Raw genomic sequence first — 18,323 nt, 5'->3', positions numbered from 1 at the left:
ATGAGTAGCCAACACAAGCTGTTGCCGTCACTGCTGGACCGGTTGCTGGACGACCGTCCGCACCAGTCCGTTGAAGCCTCGGCGCAACGCTTGTGTTCGCTGGCCGATTACAAGGCCAGCATCGTGCGGGACCTGGAAATCCTGGTGAACACCCGTCAGTCCCTGGTGGCTGGCGAGCTCGCCGGTTTCCCGCAACTGCCCGGGACGATCCTCGACTACGGCATGCCCGATTTCACCAGCAAAAGCGTGCTCGACCCGCAGGACCGCTACCTGATTCAGCAGCAGCTGGAGAAAGCGATTTCCGACGGCGACCGGCGCTTTCGCAGCGTCAAGGTACAACTGCTCGCACAACAAACCGGCCAACGCATGCTGACCTTTCGCGTTGACGCCGTACTGCGCCTGCAAGACATCTCCCGTCAGGTTTCCTTTGACGCGGTGTTGCAGGTCAATACCCAGGAATACACAGTACAGAACCTCAACTGATGCTCGACGACCTGCTCCCCTATTACGAAAAGGAACTGTCGCACCTGCGCTTTCTGGGCCAGGAGTTCGCGAGCCAGTACCCGAAAATCGCCTCGCGGTTGCTCATCGAGGGCGATAACTGCGAGGACCCTCATACCGAGCGGTTGATCGAGGCGTTTTCGTTTCTCGCGGCACGGGTGCACAAGAAGCTCGATGACGAGTTTCCGGAAATCGTCGAGTCGTTCCTTGAGGTGCTGTACCCGCACTACCTGCGCCCTACCCCGTCGATGTCCATCGTCGAGTTCACCCTGGGCAAGAACGAGAAAGTCACCGACGCCTATCGTGTCGCCCGTCACACCGAGATCCACGCCACCCCCATCGACAGCGTGGTGTGCAAGTTCCGCACCTGCTACCCGGTCGACCTGTGGCCGATCAGCGTGCAGCAGGCTTCGTTCGTTGAAATGGAACGCTCGGCGTTCAACGGCCATAGCGCGGACCTGGTGGCGCGCTTGCGCATCGGCCTGACGGCGACCTCCGACGTGCTGTTCGGTCAGATGGAGCTGGACTCGTTGCGCTTCTTCCTCGACGGCGAAAGCACGCTGATGCTGCAGCTGTACGAATTGCTCTTCAACAACCTGGCCAAAGCCACGCTGACCTTCGAGGACGAAGGCCGCATACGCGAAGTGGCCCTGCCGGCCGACGCGCTGAAAGCGGTTGGTTACGGTCTGGATGAAGGGCTGGTGGATTATTCGGAGCGCTCGTTCCTCGGCTACCGGCTGCTGCACGAATACTTCACCTTCCCGGACAAGTTCATGTTCTTCGACCTGTCCGGTTTCCGCCGCATTCTGGCGGGCAAGAAGCTGGGCAAGGTCGAGATCAATTTCTACTTTTCCGACTACGACCTGCACGACCGCCTGGCCCGTCTGACCCAGAACATCGGCCGCGCCAACTTCAAGCTCAACTGCACGCCGATCATCAACCTGTTCCGCCAGCAGGCCGAGCCGATCACCCTGACCCATGCTCAGCATGAATACGCCATCATCCCGGACGTGCGCATGCAAAACACAGCCGAGGTGGTGTCCATTGACCGCGTGCGCCGGGTCAAGAAAGTCGGCGGCCTGGAGCAGGTCAGCAGCTGTCATCCGTTCTTCGAGCCGCGCGCCGATCAGGGTCCGGGCAACAGCTTCTGGATCGCCCGCCGACGCCCCTCTCAGAGCCGACAACGGGACGGCACCGACATGTTCATTCGTGTGGTTGACCGAGATCTGGAGCTGATCAACTCGGCCAGCGATACCTTGAGCATCCGCCTGACCTGCAGCAACCGGGACCTGCCTTCGCTGCTGCCCTTCGGTGGCGCGCGCGGGGATTTCAGCGTCCCGGCAGGCTCGGTCATCGACGACATCCGCTGCCTGCGCAAACCCACCGCGTCGGTGCGCGTGCCACTGGGCAACGGCGTGATCTGGCGCCTGGTTTCGCACCTGTCGCTGAACCACATGTCGCTGGTCAGCAAAGGCCGCGACGTGCTGCTGGAATTGCTGTCGCTCTACAACTACCGCAACACTTCGGCGATCCGTAAGCAGATCAACGGCATTGTCTCGGTGAGCAGCGAGCCGGTGGTCGCGCGGATCGGCCACCCGCGTCCGAACTTCGTGCGCGGCGTGGGCATCACCCTCAAGTTCGATGAAAGCCAGTACACCGGCAGCGGCGTGTTTCTGTTCGGCATGGTCCTCGACCATTTCTTCGGCCAGTACTGCTCGATCAACAGCTTTACCCAATTAACCCTGCGCACCTTGCAGCGCGAAAAGAGAGTGGTCCAATGGCCCCCGCGAACCGGCGATCAACCCCTGGTCTGATCGACCAGGCACGGGCTGAGCCGCACCGATTCGAATTCTTTCAGTTGGTGCGTTTGCTCCGCCTGCATTACAGCAGGAACGGGCAAATGGACCTGCAGACGCGGCCCCATGAAGACCCGTTGCGCTTTCGTTCGCAGCTGTCGCTGAATTTCCCGGCGAGCGAAGTCAGCGATCTGAAATTCGAGCGTGAGGGCAAGGTGTCTGCGGCCGGGCTGCCGCTGACCGAAGTGCAGGTGACGTTCATGGGGCTGGTCGGGCCGTCCGGCGTATTGCCACGCCCGTACACCGAGCTGTTGCTGGAACGCCACATTCAGTACCGCGATGACGCTGCCCACGCGTTTCTCGACGTGTTCTCGCACCGCATGACCACGCTGTTCTACGAGGCCTGGCAGAAGTACAAGTTTTACATCGAGTACGAGCGCAACGGCACGTCGAACTTCGATCGCTACCTGCTGCATCTGGTGGGCCTTGGGCCGCAGGCGCAGAAGCAGAAATTCGGCCCTGAGGGCTCGCCGCTGCGTCGGGAACTGTTCAGCTATTTCTCGGGAATGTTTGCGCAGAAGCCGCGCAACGCGCTGAACCTGCAAGTGATGCTGAGCTTTTACTTCTCGCTGCCGTTCAAGGCGCGTCAGTTCGCCGGGCGCTGGCTGAAGCTCGACGTCAGCCAGTGCACGCAGCTGGGCCGCAAGAATGCTGCCCTCGGGCAGAGCGCCGTGGTCGGCAACCGGGTCTGGGATTACCAGTCCACCGTGCGCATCGACATCGGCCCGTTGACGCTGGCCGACTATCAGCGTTTTCAGCCCGGCACCGAGGACTACCAGAAGCTGGTGGAGCTGGTGCGTTTTTACGTTGGCGCGCACCTGGATTTCCAGATCGCGCCGACCCTCAAGCGCGAAGCGGTGCCGCTGGCGAAGATCGGCCGGCAGGGCAACGTCGCGCTGGGCTGGCTGGGCTGGTTGAAACGTCCGGGCGCCGATGTCGAGCCGGCCCGTTGTGCTCTTTTCCATATTCCTTTTGATGGGGTCTCACTGTGAACCTGAAGTCGCTGTTCGCCAAACTGAACGAAACCAGTCGCACAGCCACAGAAGGCGCTGCCGCCCTGTGCTTGTCAGAAAATCATTACGACGTTGAAGTCGAGCACTTGCTGCTGCAATTGCTGGAAAACAACGACAACGATCTGCCGGCGATCCTCCGTCATTACGACGTGGTCCCCGAGCGCCTGCAGGCGCAGTTGGTCACCGCCCTCGGCACCTTCAAAAAAGGCAACACGCGCACGCCGGCCCTGTCGCCGCACATCACCCGGATGATCGAGCAGGCCTGGGTCTTGGCATCCATCGAATTCGGCCAGAGCCAGATCCGCACCGGCTACCTGATTCAAGCGTTGCTGGACGATGACGAGCTGCACCGCGTGGTCGTGGCCTCCGCGCCTGAGCTGGAAAAAATCAACGCCGACGACCTGCGGGTGAATCTTGCGGCACTGGTGGAAGGCAGCCCGGAATCGGGTCTGGCCAGTCCGCTGGAAAGCCCGAAAGCCGCCAATGGCCGCACCGTTCAGGGCAACGGCAAAACGCCGGGGCTGGATCAGTACACCATCAACCTGACCCAGAGCGCCCGCGACGGTCGCGTCGATCCGGTGCTGGGCCGCGAGTTCGAAGTGCGGCAGATGGTCGACATTCTGACCCGCCGCCGGCAGAACAACCCGATCCTCACCGGTGAAGCCGGCGTGGGTAAAACCGCCGTCGTCGAAGGCCTGGCGTTGCGCATCGTTCAGGGCGACGTGCCGTCGGTGCTCAAGGACGTGGCGATTCACACCCTCGATCTGGGCCTGCTGCAAGCCGGCGCCGGGGTCAAGGGCGAGTTCGAAAACCGCCTGAAGTCGGTCATCGAAGAAACCAAACGCAGCCTGCACCCGATCATTCTGTTTATCGACGAAGCCCACACGCTGATCGGCTCCGGTGGTCAGGCCGGGCAGAACGATGCCGCCAACCTGCTGAAACCGGCACTGGCCCGGGGCGAGCTGCGCACCATCGCCGCGACTACCTGGGCTGAATACAAAAAGTACTTCGAGAAAGACGCCGCCCTCGCCCGCCGCTTCCAGGTGGTCAAGGTGGAGGAGCCGGACGAAGACAAAGCCATTTACATGCTCCGTGGCCTGCTCGGCAAAATGCAGGAGCACCACAAAGTCACGGTCATGGACGAAGCGCTGGTGCAGGCCGTGCGCCTGTCCAACCGCTACATCACCGGGCGTCAGTTGCCGGACAAAGCCGTCAGCGTGCTCGATACCGCCTGCGCCCGCGTGGCCCTGGCGCAGTCGGCGCAGCCCGGCCCGCTGGAAGACTGCAAGCGCCAGATCGACAACGTCCAGGCCGAGATCGCCGTGCTGCAGCAAGAAGCCGCCAAAGGCAGCGACCACTCCCGCCGTCTGGCCGCGCTGAACGAAGAATTGCAGAGCGTCCAGAACACCCGCGAGACCCTGGAGCAGCAATGGCAGCGCGAGCTGGATTTGGTCAAGAAACTCGCTGAACTGGGCAGCGTCGAGACACCCGATGTCAGCGAGATTTCCGCCGTGCGCGCCGAGCTGTCAGCCGTTCAGGGCGAGCAGCCGCTGGTCCACGCACTGGTCGACGGCAGCACCATCGGCGAGGTGATTTCCGGCTGGACCGGCATCCCGCTGGGCAAGATGCTGCGCAACGAAATCGACACCGTGCAGCGCCTGCCGGCACTGCTGGGCGAGCGCGTGCTGGGGCAGGATCACGCCCTGGCGGAGATCGGCAAACGCATCAAGATTTCCCGGGCGCGCATGGAAGACCCGAACAAGCCCATCGGCGTGTTCCTGCTGCTGGGACCGAGCGGCGTCGGCAAGACCGAAACCGCCCTGGCGCTGGCCGACACCCTATACGGCGGCGAACGTAACGTCATCACCATCAACATGTCCGAGTACCAGGAAGCCCACACCGTTTCCAGCCTCAAGGGCTCGCCACCCGGCTACGTCGGTTACGGCGAAGGCGGGGTGCTGACCGAAGCGGTCCGGCGCAAACCCTACAGCGTGGTGCTGCTGGACGAAGTGGAAAAAGCCCACCCGGACGTGCTTGAGCTGTTCTTCCAGGTGTTCGACAAGGGCGTGCTGGATGACGGCGAAGGTCGCGAGATCAACTTCCGCAACACGGTGATCATCCTTACCTCCAACACCGGCACCGATCGCATCATGCAACGCTGCCTGAACACCACCGAGCAGCCGACGCCGGACGAGATCGTCGAAGACCTGCGCGACGAGCTGAACCAGGTGTTCAAGCCCGCCTTTCTGGGGCGCCTGACCATCGTGCCGTACTACCCGGTTCAGGACGAGATTCTGGAGCGCATCGTTGCCCTGAAGCTGGAGCGCATTCGCAAGCGCTTCGAGCGCAACCATCAGGCGGTGCTCGGCTACGACGAGGCGCTGGTCAAGGCCATCGCCGCGCGCTGCACCGAGGTCGACAGCGGCGCACGCAACATCGACAACATTCTGTCCAAGACCCTCATGCCGGAACTGTCCCAGCACGTGCTGGAACGCATGGCCCAGGACAAACCGATTCAGCGCCTGAACATCGAACTGAGCAGCGACGGCGATTTCGCCTACAGCCTCACGTGATCCGGCTTGATTTGATTGAGCATTCATAGGTAGCAGTCATGAACATGCGAAACAGGGAACGTCTTTGCGCCGGGGCCGGCTGGGCCACCCGTGTGACCCTTTTGACGGTCGTGATGGCGCTCACCGCCTGCGGCATCACCGACCGGGCCAGCAAGCGCGTCGATGACACGTGGGCCGGCGACATGCTGTTCGGCGACAAGGAAAAAGTCATCCTGACGGCCGACGGCGGCAACCAGTTGAATCCCGATGAAAGCGGCCGGCCGCTGTCGGTTGTGCTGCGGGTCTATCAGCTCACCGCGCTGGAGCGGTTTGCGTCCATCGACGCCGATTCGCTGTGGGACAACCCGCAGCAGGCCCTCGGTAACACGCTCATCGACAGCCAGGAAATCACGTTGCTGCCGGGCATGGGCCAGATCGACCAGTGGCCGCTGAACAAGGCCACCGGCTATGTCGGCATCGCTGCGTTCTTCCGCTCCGACGAGAAGAGCCACTGGAAAGTCGCCTTCGATGCCAACTCGCTGCGCAAGGACGGTATCTGGTTTTCCTCCGACGGCCTGCGTGTGCTGGTCGACAACAACCATGTGCTGGCGGTGCGTGGCAACGACGTGCTGAACAAGCCGCAGACCGAGGCGCAGTTCGCCAAAAGCAACGTCATGCCCACGGCCGAGCCCGCCGCCAATGCGGGCAATCCGCCCCTGAGCCAACAGGTGCAGGACGCGATGGTGCAAAAGGCCAAGGACACCGCCGTGGACTCTGCGCAACAGAGCGCACAGAAAGGCGTGCAGTCAAAGTTCGATTCATTAGTGGAAGGCGTTCATGAGTAAGCAGAGCCGCGTGATGTGGTCCGAAGGCATGTTTCTTCTGCCGCAGCACTTCCAGTATCAGGATGAATTCCATCAGCACCAGCTGGCCGAATCGACGCTGCGCAGCACGCCCTTCCATTGGGGCGTGCAGGCCATGCAGATCGACGAAGAAGCGCTGGCCGGCGGATCCCTGCAATTCAAGCGGCTGAAACTGGTATTTCCCGACGGCAGCCTGTTCGACGCGCCGTCACACGATCCTCTGCCGGCGGCGCGGGATCTGCGCGAGTTGCTCAAAGGCAATGACTTCAAGGTCTACGCAGCACTGAAACTGCCGGAGCCGTTCGGCCTCAATTACGTCGAAGACGGCCAGGAGCAGAAAAGCGCGCGGCGTTTCCGCAAGCAGTTCGACACCCTGCCCGACCTCAACGAGGGCGATCTGGAAAACGAGATCACCAGCCTGCGCCTGAACGTGGTCATGCTGATCGACGGCGACTCGCTGGACGGCTACAGCTACTGCCCGATCGCGCGGCTGTCGCGCAACAACATCGGCGGCTTCAGCCTCGACACCCATTTCGTGCACCCGACCCTGCACCTGGGCACCCACGAAACCCTGATCGGCCTGGGCAAACGTCTGCTCGGCGCCCTGCATTCGAAGAGCAAGGCGCTGTCGGGCCGCCGCCGCGAACGTGCCGACCAGATCGCCGAATTCGGCTCCAGCGACGTCACGCTGTTCTGGCTGCTCAACACGGTCAACCGCGCGTACCCGAATCTGGCGCACCTGCTGGCCCACCCGCGTCTGCACCCGGAGCGTCTGTACCTGTTCCTCGCAGAGCTGGCCGGTGGTTTGCTGACCTTCTCGCTGGAGGTCGAGCTCAACGACATCCCCGAGTACAACCACCACGACCCGGCGGCGTCGCTGGTCACGCTGGACCAGATGATCCGCACGCTGCTGGACAACGTCATCCCGAACCAGTGCATCGTCATCAACCTGACCCAGACCAAACCGTCGTACTGGCAGGGTCAGCTGCACGATCCGCGACTGGTCGATGCCGATTTCTATATTTCCGTGCACGCCGACATGCCCGGCTCCAGCCTACTGGAACTGGTGCCGCGCGCGGTCAAGGTCGGCTCCCCGGAAGACATCGAAGTGGTGGTCAACAGCGCGATGCCCGGCGCCACGCTCAACCATTCGACGCGATTGCCCAACGCCATTCCGGTGCGTCTGGACAACCACTACTTCTCCATCGAACCCCATGGCCGGGTCTACGAACGCATGATGAGCGCCCAGGCGATCTCGTTCTACGCACCCAGCGCTTTCACCAACCTCAAGCTTGAACTGATGGCAGTACTCAAATGAGCGAAGCCGTAATGCAAGGCGCCATGGCCGCCGACCAGCCAAAACCGACCCTCAAAGACCTGGTGCAGGATTTCATCAGCATGGCGCTGATCCTGCGTCGTGGCCGTCAAGTGACCTCGGTCAGCGCGTTCGAGGAGAGCGTCGACACCTTCTTCGCCAACCTGGAGCGAGAAGCCCGCGCCTCGAATTACAGCGTCGAGCAGGTCAAGGACACGCAATACGCGTTGTGCGCGTTTCTCGACGAAAGCGTGCTGCGGGCCAAAATGCCTGTGGAACCGATCGTGGCAAAAGCCGAGGAGTCGCCCGCTTCAGCCACCGCCGCACTGGCGGCGCCGGCGGAGAAAGTCAACGAGCTGCGCCGGCACATCGAAGTGTCGCCGCTGCAGTTCCGTCACTTCGGCGTGCACCTGGCGGGCGAAGGTTTCTTCGACAAGATCGAAACCCTGCGCGCCGACGTCAAACGCAACCTCGACGTGCTCGAGGTGTATCACCTGTGCCTGGCCCTAGGCTTCGAGGGCAAATTCAGCGTCGGTGAAGGCAAGGATCAATTGCGCTATCTGGCCAACACACTCGGTCAGGACATCGCCCGCTATCGCAAGACCCCCAAAGCGCTGTCGCCGGACTGGGCGCTGCCCGATCAGGTTTCGCAGATGCTGCGTCACGAGGTGCCGGTGTGGGTTTACCTGGCGCTGATCGCGCTGGTCTGTCTGGCGGTTTACCTGACGCTGGACTGGCTGCTGGGCAAGGACGTTGCCTTATTGTCCGAACACATCAGCCAATTGTTCAGTGCCTGAGCACTGCTCGGGTAAGCGAGTCAGGAAGACATGAAAACACTACTTCGCGCTCTAAAAAGTTTCTGGTTCCTCGTCATCACGCTGTGGCTGATAAGCCTCGTCGCCTGCGTGGTCATGGCGGCACGCAGCCAATGGTCGCGGGAATACCTGCTGCAAACCCTGCTCATCGTGAGCGGGTTTTACATCTTCGTCGGCTTTATCCGTCAGATACGACGCATTCAGAAAGAGCGCAATCTCGAAAAACTGGTGCATCACGAAGTTGACCGCTCACTGCCGGCCGACGGCGACTTCCGCGACCAGCAAGTGCTGCGCGACCGCCTCAAGCACGCGATCACCATGCTCCGCGCCGATCGCTCGGCAGGTGGGGGCGGTTCATCGGCTCTGTACGAGTTGCCGTGGTACCTGGTCATCGGGCAGTCGGCGGCCGGCAAGACTTCGCTGCTCACCCGCTCGGGGCTCTCGGCCACCACCGCCAGTGGCCAGAGCAGCGGCGAAAGCGGCACCCGCCACTGCGACTGGTATTTCAGCCCTGAGGCTGTGCTCATCGATACGGCCGGGCGTTACCTGGCCGAGGACTCGGCCGCCAGCGAATTCACCGCTTTCCTGCAACTGCTGAAAAAGCAGCGCAAGAAAACCGCGATCAATGGTCTGGTGCTGGTGGTCAGCCTGCCGGAGCTGCTGGCAGCCACCGCCCATGAACGTGCGGAAATGGCGATCCAGCTGGTCGCACGCATCGAGGAGTACAGCCGCAGCCTCGACGCCCATCCGCCGATCTACCTGATGCTGAGCAAGACCGACCAGTTGCCGGGCTTCAATCAGGCCTTCGACGGTCTGGACCTGAACGAGCGCCAGCAGCCGTTGGGCATGACCTTCGCGCTGTCGGAAATCCGCACACAGGGTTTGAAGACAGTCCTCGACAGCAAACTGAAGAACCTGCACAACGGCGTTCAGCGTCACGTCGACGCGCAGATGATCAGGCTCGGTTCCGACGCCAACAGCGCGCTGCTCAACTTCCCGAACTACTTTGCCGATCTGTCAGGCGTGCTGGTGCCCTTCCTCGAGCACTTCACCCAGCCCGCCAGCCACGGCAGCCCGCTGTTGCTGCGCGGCCTGTATTTCACCAGCGCGCTGCAGACCGCCGAGCAACTGAGCCAGGTGTTCGACGACGATCTGGCCGAAGACTTTGCCCTGCAGCCGGCCAGCGACAGCGCGAATGCCGCGCAGGCCAATGGCCGGAAGACTGGCGACCGCAGCTACTTCATCACTGACACGTTCCGCCGGGTGATTTTTCCCGATCGCGACTTGATCTCGTATCAGTCCCGCGACGGCCGCGACAGGTCGATGACTCCGGTGGTCATTGCCGCCGCGCTGCTCGCCGGTCTCGGTTTCATTGGCTGGCAGGCGCTGTCGTTTCAGCACAACCGCGAGTGGATCGCCGCCCTGCAGGACAAGCTGACCGAGCTGCAGGATGCGCCCGACCGCGCCCAGCGCATGGCGGCAGGCGAAGGCCTGGAACTGCTGCGCCATGAACTGGCGCAAATCGAGAAGCACCGCGCCAAGGGCGTGCCGCTGCAACTGAGTGCCGGCCTGTATCGCGGTGACGAAATCTTTGCTGCCGCGCAATCGGCGTATCTGCAGCAACTGCGCAGCCAGGCCCTTGAGCCAGTCGCCCTGAAGCTGCAAATGCAGATGCGTGCGTTCAACGAGTTCACCAAATCCGTGGACCCGCAGAACGAACTCGGTGCCACTGCTGGTAAATCAAGCGGCAAGGCTGGCGGTAAAAACGACAAGGGCCAGAAGCTGGCCGATCGCGGCGTGCGCAGTTTTGCCGCCAACACCGGCAAGCCAAGCCTGAGCAGCATTCCGCGCAGCGTCGGCGATGTCGGCAGCCGCGTTAAAGGCGCCGTGCGCAGCAACGTGACCAAAACCCGCGAAGCGGCCCTCGCCGACCTGCGCAACCCGGCCACGGCCAGTGACGCGGCGGAACTGTCGGCCACCACCGGCGGGCTGTCGTTGTCCGAAGAAATGCTCGGCCGTCTGGATGAGCAGCAAGTCGCGTCGATCATCGAGTCCTACAATTCGCTCAAGCTGTACCTGATGCTGACGCAACCCAACGCCCATTCGGACCCGGAATTCGTCAGCGCTGCCTTGCCCGTCGCCTGGAGCAACACGGCGTCGGCGAACAGCCCGGTCAGCGACGAGGTGATCGCCGACAACGTGCCGATGTACGTGCAGTTGCTCAAAACCGGTCAGGCCCCTGCCCTGCCCCGCAACGATCAACTGGTCGAAGAAACCCGCAAGAGCCTCAAGTCTTTCATGATTTCCAGCTCGCTGGTGGACCGTGAATACCTGCGCCTGCAACTGGAAGCCAGTCGGCAATTCCCGGCCGTGGGCCTCAACGAGCTGGTGCCGCTGCCCGGTCGCCAGTTGCTCTATGGCAGCGAAGCGGTGCCGGCGATCTTCACCCGCCAGGGTTGGGACGGTTTCGTCAAACCCGAGCTGATCAAGCTGATGTCGAGCAACCTGCGCAACGAGTCCGACTGGGTGCTCGACGGTGACGGCGGCGACAGCATCATCCAGAAAGCCAACTTCATGCGCGAGTTCATGGCGCGCTACAAGCGTGACTACGCCCAGTCCTGGTACACCTTGCTGAGCAGCGTCGGCGTGCGCCACTTCACCGACATGGCCAACGCCACGCAACAGTTGTCGCTGCTGAGCGACGTGCAGAATTCGCCGGTGAAAATCCTGCTGTCCGGGGTCAACGACAACACCCAGTGGGACGTGCCTGCGCCCCAGGTCAATCAACAGCCCGGCACGCCGAAGGCTGATGATTTCTGGAGCAAGGTCACCGGACTGGTCAGCGGCCCGCAAGTGCCGACCGCAGCCATGCTTTCCCCACTGCCAGCAGTGGATGACGGCAGCCTGGCCCAGCGCTTCGAACCGGTGTCGCGGGTCTTCGCGACGCAGAACGCCGAGGGTGCGGACAGCACGATCATGGATCGTTACCTGGCGGCGCTGCGCAAACTGAAGGTGCGGATGAACAACATCCAGCGCTCCCAGGATGTCGGCAAGAGCAGCAAACAGCTGATCAGCGAAACCCTCGAAGGTCAGCCGAGCGAAGTCACCAACGTGCGCAACTACGTCGAGACCACGGTCGATACCAGCCAGGGCGGCTTGTCCGAATCGTTGCAGGGTCTGTTCAGCCTGCCGATCCAGTTCGCCTGGGAAACCCTGCGTGACCCGGCCGGCCAGCAGATCGCCAAGGCGTGGGCGCAGCAGATTGCCAAGCCGTGGGAACAGGTCATGGCGCACCGTTACCCGATCGCCGCCGGCAGTCGCAACGAAGCTTCGGTCAAGGACCTGCAGCGTTTTGTCGATCCCGAGTCCGGCCTGCTGCCGAACTTCAAGCGCAACGAGATCGGCAACCTGTCCGGCGGTGAAGGCCTGGGCATGAGCAGCGGCGCCAAGACCGCGCCGCTGGTCAACCCGAACATGGTCACCAGCATCGACAAAGCCAGCTCCCTGGGCCAGGTCATCGCCAGCCTGTCGGACAAGGAAAACGGCTTCGAAATCATGCTGGAACCGTCGGCGTTCTTCACCGACATCATCTTCACCCTCGACGGTCAGGTTCAGCATTACCGCAACGGCAAGACCAGCTGGAGCCGCTTCTCCTGGCCGGGCACCACCACAGCGCCGGGCGCACGTCTGGACGTCGTGACGCTGACGGGCGAGCGCATCACCGTGTTCGACTACCCCGGTCGCTGGGGCCTGTTGCGCATGAACGACAGCGCGCGGGTTGATGACCTCGACGGCATCCAGCAGCGCTTCAGCTGGAACACTGCCAACGGTCAGGTCAGCCTCGCGGTGCGCAACTATGGCGGGGTCAAGCTGACTGACCTGGCCAACGTCAAATCCCTGAGCGCGCTGAACACGCCGTCCAAGGACGTGGCGCAAGGATCGGCGAAGTGATGAGCGGCGCGCTGTTCTTTGCACGCTGCGGTGTGAACCGCCGGGAGCGCCGTCAATGATCGGCTGCTTCGGCAAGCTGCCGTCGAGCGCGGACTTCGTCAGCCTGCACGGCGCGGCGGATGACGTCTGCGAGTTCGATGGCTGGCTGCAGGGGTCGCTGGCGGCGATTCATTCGCAGGAAGACTGGCAGGCGCGATTCGATCGCCTGCCGCTGTGCTTCTTCTCGTACCGCGCGCGCTCGGGCAACTGGTTGTTGGGCGGGCTGGTCAGTTCGATGGATTCCAGCCAGCGCCGTTACCCGCTGTTCATCTTCCAGTCCGTGAAGGCGGGGGATGGCGGGCCGCTGGTCAACCCGTTCACCCTGAGCGAATTGTTCTGCGCGCAGATCAAGCCGCTGCTGCACCTCGGTGCCCAGGGCGAGCGATCGGCAGTGCTGTTCGAGCGGATCAAGGCCCTGCGCCCGTTGCAGGGGCAGGACTTCGCCCTGTTCCGCCAGGTGCACGAGAAATTCCTGCGCAACTTCAACCTGCGGGACATCGCCACGGCGCTGGGTCATTCCTGGCCGGAGTTCGTCACCAATGCCGTGCTGACCCGCCTGCATGCGCTGCGCCGCCCGCTGAATCAGGCACAGGCGCCGGGCATCAGCCTGCCGCTGCCTGCAGAACGCGGCTTGAAGAACCCGACCGCGGACCTGTGGGTCGACTGGCTGACGCGGATGAAAACCGGCCGTGTGTCGCCCCAGGTCAGCGTGCTGGCCGATGACTTCATGCGGCCCAAGCTGCTGTGCTTCCCGTCGCGCAGCAACACCGGCCTGTACACGGCCCTGACCGACCCGGCCGAACGGCCGGAGCATTACGACGTGCTGGCGGATTTCGCGGCATTCGACGAACACCACCGCCCGCCTCAGTTTCCCGACACCGAACGCCCCCTTTATGACGTCATCGACCGTTTTGTCGACGCGCTGGATGTGAAGTCTGTATGAACAAGCTCAAGTATTACCTGCTGCGTTACCAACCCTACATTTTGGGGGTGTGCTTCTTCCTGACGATCTTCATCGTCTGGGGGCTGGGCCGCGCGCTGGACTTCAGTTCCCTGGGCAGCCTGCTGACCGGCATCGGCGTGTTTTTGCTGCTGTCGATCGGCTACGTGCTGTATCTCTACCGGAGCACTTCGCGGCAGCACAACCTCGAAGGGCTGCTGCGCGACGACGCCGATCAGGCGGTGTTGAACGCCAGCCCCGCGGACCGCGAAGAGGTCAGCCTGCTGCGCGAACGCCTGTTGCAAAGCATCGATCGCCTGCGCAGCAACACCCCGCGCGGCACCCGTGCCAAAGACGCGCTGTACGCCCTGCCGTGGTACCTGGTGGTCGGTCAACCAGCCGCCGGCAAGAGCACCATGCTCTATCAATCCGGCCTGAATTTCCCCTACGCCGAGCGTGAAGGCGTGCGCGTCGCCGGCTTGGGCGGCACCCGCAATTGCGACTGGTTCTTCAGCTCCGAAGCGGTGCTGCTGGACACCGCCGGCCGCTACATGACCGATCAGGAGGAAGCCGGTAAATGGCGCGGCTTCCTTCAACTGCTGCGCCAGCACCGTCAGCGTCGCCCGCTCAACGGGCTGATCGTGACGGTGAGCATCCACGACATCCTGCAGGCCTCGCTGGAAGATCAGGAACGTCTGGCCAAGCGCCTGCGTGAGCGCATCCAGGAAACCTACTCGCTGCTGGAAGTGCGCCTGCCGATTTATCTGGTCTTCACCAAGTGCGACCTGGTCCCCGGTTTCGCGCCGTTTTATCGCCAGCTCGACGAGGTGGGCCGTGGCGAAGTGATGGGCAAGACCTTCCCCCACAAGGACTATGAAAAAGCCGACTGGGCCCAGCGTTTCGGCGTGGCCATGGACGAGCTGGTCAACTACTGGAAGGAAGTGGCCAGCCAGCAACTGGTGTTGCAGGACATCCAGATCACCCGTCGCGACTCGGCGGTCTACCGTTTCCCGCTGGAACTCGCGGCGCTCAAGCCCCGGCTGCAACTGTTCGTCGACGCCCTGCTGCGCGCCAATCCGTATCAGAACGCCGAGCTGCTGCGCGGTTTCTACTTCACCAGCGCACTGGATGCCGACGCGCCGGAACTGGGGGGCCACACCCGTCAGGTCAGCGAACGGTTCTCCCTCGAAGCCGAGCAGGCAACCGCCCACGGCCAGGCCCAGCCTCAGCCGCTGTTCATCAACAGCCTGTTCCGCAAAGTGATCATCCCCGACCAGCATCTGGTGGCGCTGTACACCAGCAACGCTCGCGAACGCCGTCGCAAGGCCGCGTGGGTCGGCGGCGCCAGCCTTATCGCCCTGCTGCTGTGCGGCGCGTGGGGCTGGTCGTTCTGGAACAACAAGACCGAGATCCAGACGCTGTCTTCCGAGCTGACCGCTGCGGCAGCCCAGGATAACGCGACGCCGGGGCAGTACACCGACTGGCAAACCCTTGACCGCTTGCGTGTCCGGACCGCCGATTACTACGTCCGCCACCATGATCAGGGCGTGCCGCTGCGCCTGCGTCTGGGCCTTTATCAGGGCTACAACGTCGAGCCGCTGGTGCGGGCGCGTTACTTCAGCCGGCTGGAAACGGTCATGCTCAAGCCGACTGCCGACAACCTCACGCGCTCGCTGTACCTGCTGACCACGATCAAGGTCTACCAGCGCAACGCCAAGGACTTGATGCCGGTCACCGGTGTCGACAGCGTCGAGCCGCGCGCCCTGCCCAACGACAACCGCGCGCAGTCGATCGCCGACTTTGGCAAGGCCACCCTGGAGACCTACGTTCAGCTCTCGCGCTCCCAACGGGAAAAAGCCGATCCGGCTTTTCTCAAGGCGAAGATCCCTGACTATTGGTACCCGGCCATCGCCAAGCAGACCGGCAAAACCATCGGCGCGACCGGCGCTGCGACCAACTCGGGCACGGACTACGAGCTTGCCAGTCGCCAGGTCAATTTCTACAGCGACCAGATCCACGAACCGGACGTGCCGAGGATTCTCGACAACGCGTTCCTGACCTCCAGTTCGCGCAATTACATCAACAGCCTGCTCTCGCAGTCACTGCGCTCCATCGAGACCATCACCCTGGAATCGGACACCCTGTTCGCCTTCGGCCGTGCCGATTTCCAGAGCCTGAAAACCGAGGGCCAGAGCCAGTTGAGCGCCATCGCCGGCAAGCTGCTGAGCACGCCGAATATCGGCAAGATCGTCATCGCCGGTCACGCCGACCAGCTCGGCGACCGTCAGGGCAACCTGCAGGTGTCCAGGCAGCGGGCGCAAACCATCAAGACCTATCTGGTCGGCAAGGGCGTGCCCGCCGAGCTGGTGGAAGCCGTTGGCGAAGGCAGCGAGAAGCCGCTGGTCAAGTGCGACATGCAGCAGCCGCGCGCGCAGTTGATCCAGTGCCTTGAGCCGAACCGGCGCGTAGAAATCGAAGTGCGTGCGCTCAACTGATTGGGCGCAGGCATCTGAAGAACCCGACGCCAGGGCCCTGTTGCATGAAGGCCCGGGCAGCGGCAACCGATTCCTCTGACGCTTCAGAGGGGTCAAATCAAGGGGCGTGACCTGGCCGCTGGGCGGCTAGCCCCAACCTGTAAGTAAGGAGAATCAAGAAATGGCATTTGACGCATATATTCAGATCGACGGCATTCCAGGCGAAGTTCTGGATGACAAGCACAAGGACTGGATCGAAGTACTCGGCTACGAGTACGGCGCCACCCAAGCGACGTCGGCGACTGCCAGCTCTTCGGGCGGTGCGTCCTCCGAGCGTGTTGCACTGAGCGATTTCAGCATCCGCAAAGCAGTCGACAAAGCGTCTGCAAAGTTGTTCGAAGCGTGCTGCAAAGGCACTCACATCGCCAAGATCCAGCTGAACGTCAACCGTGCGGGCGGCGACAAGCTGACCTACCTGACCATCAACCTGGAAGAGGTTGTGGTGTCGTCGGTCAAGGCCGTTGCCGGTGGCAGTCAGGATGGCGAAGACAAAGCCGTCAGCGACCTGCCGATCGAAGAAATCAGCTTCAACTTCGCTCGCATCAAAACCACGTACACCCAGCAGAGCCGTGCCGATGGCCAGGGTGGCGGTAACGTCACTGGCGGTTGGGACCGTACTGCGAACAAGGTTTTCGCTTGATCGAGTAGTCACAGCGGTCCGTTGCCTGGCGCAGCGGGCCGTATTCAACACCGCGTCGGCTGGATCGGCGCGGTGTTCTTTTTTCTTATCCCGAGTTGACCATGTCTGAATTTCTCAACGACCTTTCACTGACCGAACTGACAGCGCCGATCGATGGAGGAAGCGGCGAAGACCTGAGCTTTTCCACGCTGTTCGACAACGTCAAGGAAGCTCGTCGAGCGGACCCTGATTACTTGACCCAGGGTGACTGGCAGACCGATCTGAAATCCTCGGATTGGGACCTGACGATCACCCTGGCTGCACAAGGCCTTGCTCAACAGAGCAAGGATTTGATGCTGGTCGCCTGGCTCAGTGAAGCCCTGGCGCACAAATACCACTTTCTCGGCATCACCTTCGGCCTGACCCTGGCCGAGCGGATTCTTGAGCGCTTCTGGGATGACCTGTACCCGGCGCTGGACGAAGGCCTGGAAGAGCGCGCGGCACGCCTGGCCTGGCTGAAAACCACCCTGGCCGATGTGGTCGGCGGACTGCCGATCACCCAGGGCGATCAGTTCGGCCTGCTGCGTTATGACGAGTCCCGGCACATCGAAAACCTGGCCCTGCAGAATCCGCAGGCGATGCGCGTCGCACTGGACGAAGGCAAGATCAACGCGGAAATCTTCCAGCGTTCGGTGGTGCTGACCGACACCGAGCACTTCCTGCGCAAGGCATCGGAAATCACCGACAGCCTGCAGGCCTGCCGGCAGTTGCAAGCCACGGCGGATCGCCTGTTCGGTGTTGAGGCGCCAAGCTTTGCCGGTTTGAGCGAGATCCTCTCACGCGCCGCGCAACTGGCTGAAAAACTGCTCAAGGACCGTGGCGTGGAAATCAATCCCGCCCCTGCCCAGCCGACCGCCGAACCTGTCGCCGAACCGGCCGATCAACCTGCTGCGGGGCCTGCCATGACCATCACCGTGAAAGACACCGCGTCGGCGCCACTGCGCACCACGCCGCTGACCCGCGACGAAGCCTTCACCATGCTCGCCGGCGTCGCCCAGTTCTTCAAACAGACCGAGCCACAAAGCCCGGTGCCGTACCTGATCGAACGCGCGATCAAATGGGGCAACATGCCGCTGGAAGGCTGGCTCAACGACGTCATCAAGGACAGCAACGTGGTCGACAGCATTCGTGATGTGCTGGGGACGAAAGAGCCGAAGGGCTGACACGAAACCCAGACGGGCAACCGAACGCTCATCAAAAATGACGCCGCCGCAACCGTTACAGGTGGGCGAAGATCCTGTGGGCACGACCAGCGCTGTCAGCCT

12 protein-coding genes are annotated in these 18,323 nt (G+C 62.5%); all 12 read left to right on the top strand.

The features are described from left to right. The 12 genes from tssE to tssA all read left to right on the top strand — a co-directional run bounded on the left by tssE (position 1) and on the right by tssA (position 18,221). Complete coding sequence (gene tssE, locus ABEH28_RS03175) at positions 1 to 483, top strand: type VI secretion system baseplate subunit TssE (protein ID WP_065988945.1); 483 nt, start codon at positions 1 to 3, stop codon at positions 481 to 483. Further along, the gene (gene tssF / locus ABEH28_RS03170) at positions 483 to 2,315 is read left to right on the top strand and encodes a type VI secretion system baseplate subunit TssF (protein WP_346629081.1); all 1,833 of its coding nucleotides are present in this window, start codon (positions 483 to 485) and stop codon (positions 2,313 to 2,315) included. The genes tssE and tssF overlap by 1 nt, the downstream gene beginning before the upstream one ends. Continuing rightward, a complete protein-coding gene (tssG, locus tag ABEH28_RS03165) occupies positions 2,279 to 3,349 on the top strand; it encodes a type VI secretion system baseplate subunit TssG (protein ID WP_346629080.1) in 1,071 nt (356 codons plus the stop codon). Before tssF ends, tssG begins: the two co-directional genes overlap by 37 nt. Further along, entirely contained in the window at positions 3,346 to 5,943 is a 2,598-nt protein-coding gene (gene tssH, locus ABEH28_RS03160; protein ID WP_346629079.1) for a type VI secretion system ATPase TssH, read from the top strand. The genes tssG and tssH overlap by 4 nt, the downstream gene beginning before the upstream one ends. A gap of 38 nt (positions 5,944 to 5,981) precedes the next feature. Further along, a complete protein-coding gene (gene tssJ, locus ABEH28_RS03155; RefSeq protein WP_244655975.1) occupies positions 5,982 to 6,767 on the top strand; it encodes a type VI secretion system lipoprotein TssJ in 786 nt (261 codons plus the stop codon). Continuing rightward, positions 6,760 to 8,103 (top strand): type VI secretion system baseplate subunit TssK, encoded by a 1,344-nt coding sequence (gene tssK, locus ABEH28_RS03150; protein WP_346629078.1) that lies wholly within the window; start codon positions 6,760 to 6,762, stop codon positions 8,101 to 8,103. The genes tssJ and tssK overlap by 8 nt, the downstream gene beginning before the upstream one ends. Then, positions 8,100 to 8,897 (top strand): type IVB secretion system protein IcmH/DotU, encoded by a 798-nt coding sequence (gene icmH, locus ABEH28_RS03145; RefSeq protein WP_346629077.1) that lies wholly within the window; start codon positions 8,100 to 8,102, stop codon positions 8,895 to 8,897. Before tssK ends, icmH begins: the two co-directional genes overlap by 4 nt. Positions 8,898 to 8,927: 30 nt before the next feature. Further along, entirely contained in the window at positions 8,928 to 12,866 is a 3,939-nt protein-coding gene (locus tag ABEH28_RS03140) for a type VI secretion protein IcmF/TssM N-terminal domain-containing protein (protein ID WP_346629076.1), read from the top strand. 55 nt (positions 12,867 to 12,921) lie between these two features. Next, positions 12,922 to 13,848, top strand: coding sequence for a type VI secretion system-associated protein TagF (gene tagF, locus ABEH28_RS03135; RefSeq protein ID WP_346629075.1), 927 nt, complete (start codon positions 12,922 to 12,924; stop codon positions 13,846 to 13,848). Next, positions 13,845 to 16,340: a type VI secretion system membrane subunit TssM gene (tssM, locus tag ABEH28_RS03130; RefSeq protein WP_346629074.1), complete on the top strand. Its 2,496-nt coding sequence runs from the start codon at positions 13,845 to 13,847 to the stop codon at positions 16,338 to 16,340. The genes tagF and tssM overlap by 4 nt, the downstream gene beginning before the upstream one ends. 160 nt (positions 16,341 to 16,500) lie before the next feature. Then, a complete protein-coding gene (locus ABEH28_RS03125; RefSeq protein WP_065988935.1) occupies positions 16,501 to 17,019 on the top strand; it encodes a type VI secretion system tube protein Hcp in 519 nt (172 codons plus the stop codon). Positions 17,020 to 17,120: 101 nt separating this feature from the next. Then, positions 17,121 to 18,221 (top strand): type VI secretion system protein TssA, encoded by a 1,101-nt coding sequence (gene tssA / locus ABEH28_RS03120; protein WP_282372000.1) that lies wholly within the window; start codon positions 17,121 to 17,123, stop codon positions 18,219 to 18,221. Positions 18,222 to 18,323 lie beyond the last annotated feature (102 nt).

Origin of the sequence: Pseudomonas sp. Ps21-P2 (assembly GCF_039672565.1) — a bacterium.
Classification (GTDB): domain Bacteria; phylum Pseudomonadota; class Gammaproteobacteria; order Pseudomonadales; family Pseudomonadaceae; genus Aquipseudomonas.
This window is presented reverse-complemented; position numbering and strand designations above follow the sequence as displayed.

What these genes read in the sequence shown, in the direction of transcription:
- tssE (WP_065988945.1), top strand. Translation starts at nt 1, where the DNA reads ATGAGTAGCCAACACAAGCTGTTGCCGTCACTGCTGGACCGGTTGCTG.
- tssF (WP_346629081.1), top strand. Translation starts at nt 483, where the DNA reads ATGCTCGACGACCTGCTCCCCTATTACGAAAAGGAACTGTCGCACCTG.
- tssG (WP_346629080.1), top strand. Translation starts at nt 2,279, where the DNA reads ATGGCCCCCGCGAACCGGCGATCAACCCCTGGTCTGATCGACCAGGCA.
- tssJ (WP_244655975.1), top strand. Translation starts at nt 5,982, where the DNA reads ATGAACATGCGAAACAGGGAACGTCTTTGCGCCGGGGCCGGCTGGGCC.
- tssK (WP_346629078.1), top strand. Translation starts at nt 6,760, where the DNA reads ATGAGTAAGCAGAGCCGCGTGATGTGGTCCGAAGGCATGTTTCTTCTG.
- icmH (WP_346629077.1), top strand. Translation starts at nt 8,100, where the DNA reads ATGAGCGAAGCCGTAATGCAAGGCGCCATGGCCGCCGACCAGCCAAAA.
- ABEH28_RS03140 (WP_346629076.1), top strand. Translation starts at nt 8,928, where the DNA reads ATGAAAACACTACTTCGCGCTCTAAAAAGTTTCTGGTTCCTCGTCATC.
- tagF (WP_346629075.1), top strand. Translation starts at nt 12,922, where the DNA reads ATGATCGGCTGCTTCGGCAAGCTGCCGTCGAGCGCGGACTTCGTCAGC.
- tssM (WP_346629074.1), top strand. Translation starts at nt 13,845, where the DNA reads ATGAACAAGCTCAAGTATTACCTGCTGCGTTACCAACCCTACATTTTG.
- ABEH28_RS03125 (WP_065988935.1), top strand. Translation starts at nt 16,501, where the DNA reads ATGGCATTTGACGCATATATTCAGATCGACGGCATTCCAGGCGAAGTT.
- tssA (WP_282372000.1), top strand. Translation starts at nt 17,121, where the DNA reads ATGTCTGAATTTCTCAACGACCTTTCACTGACCGAACTGACAGCGCCG.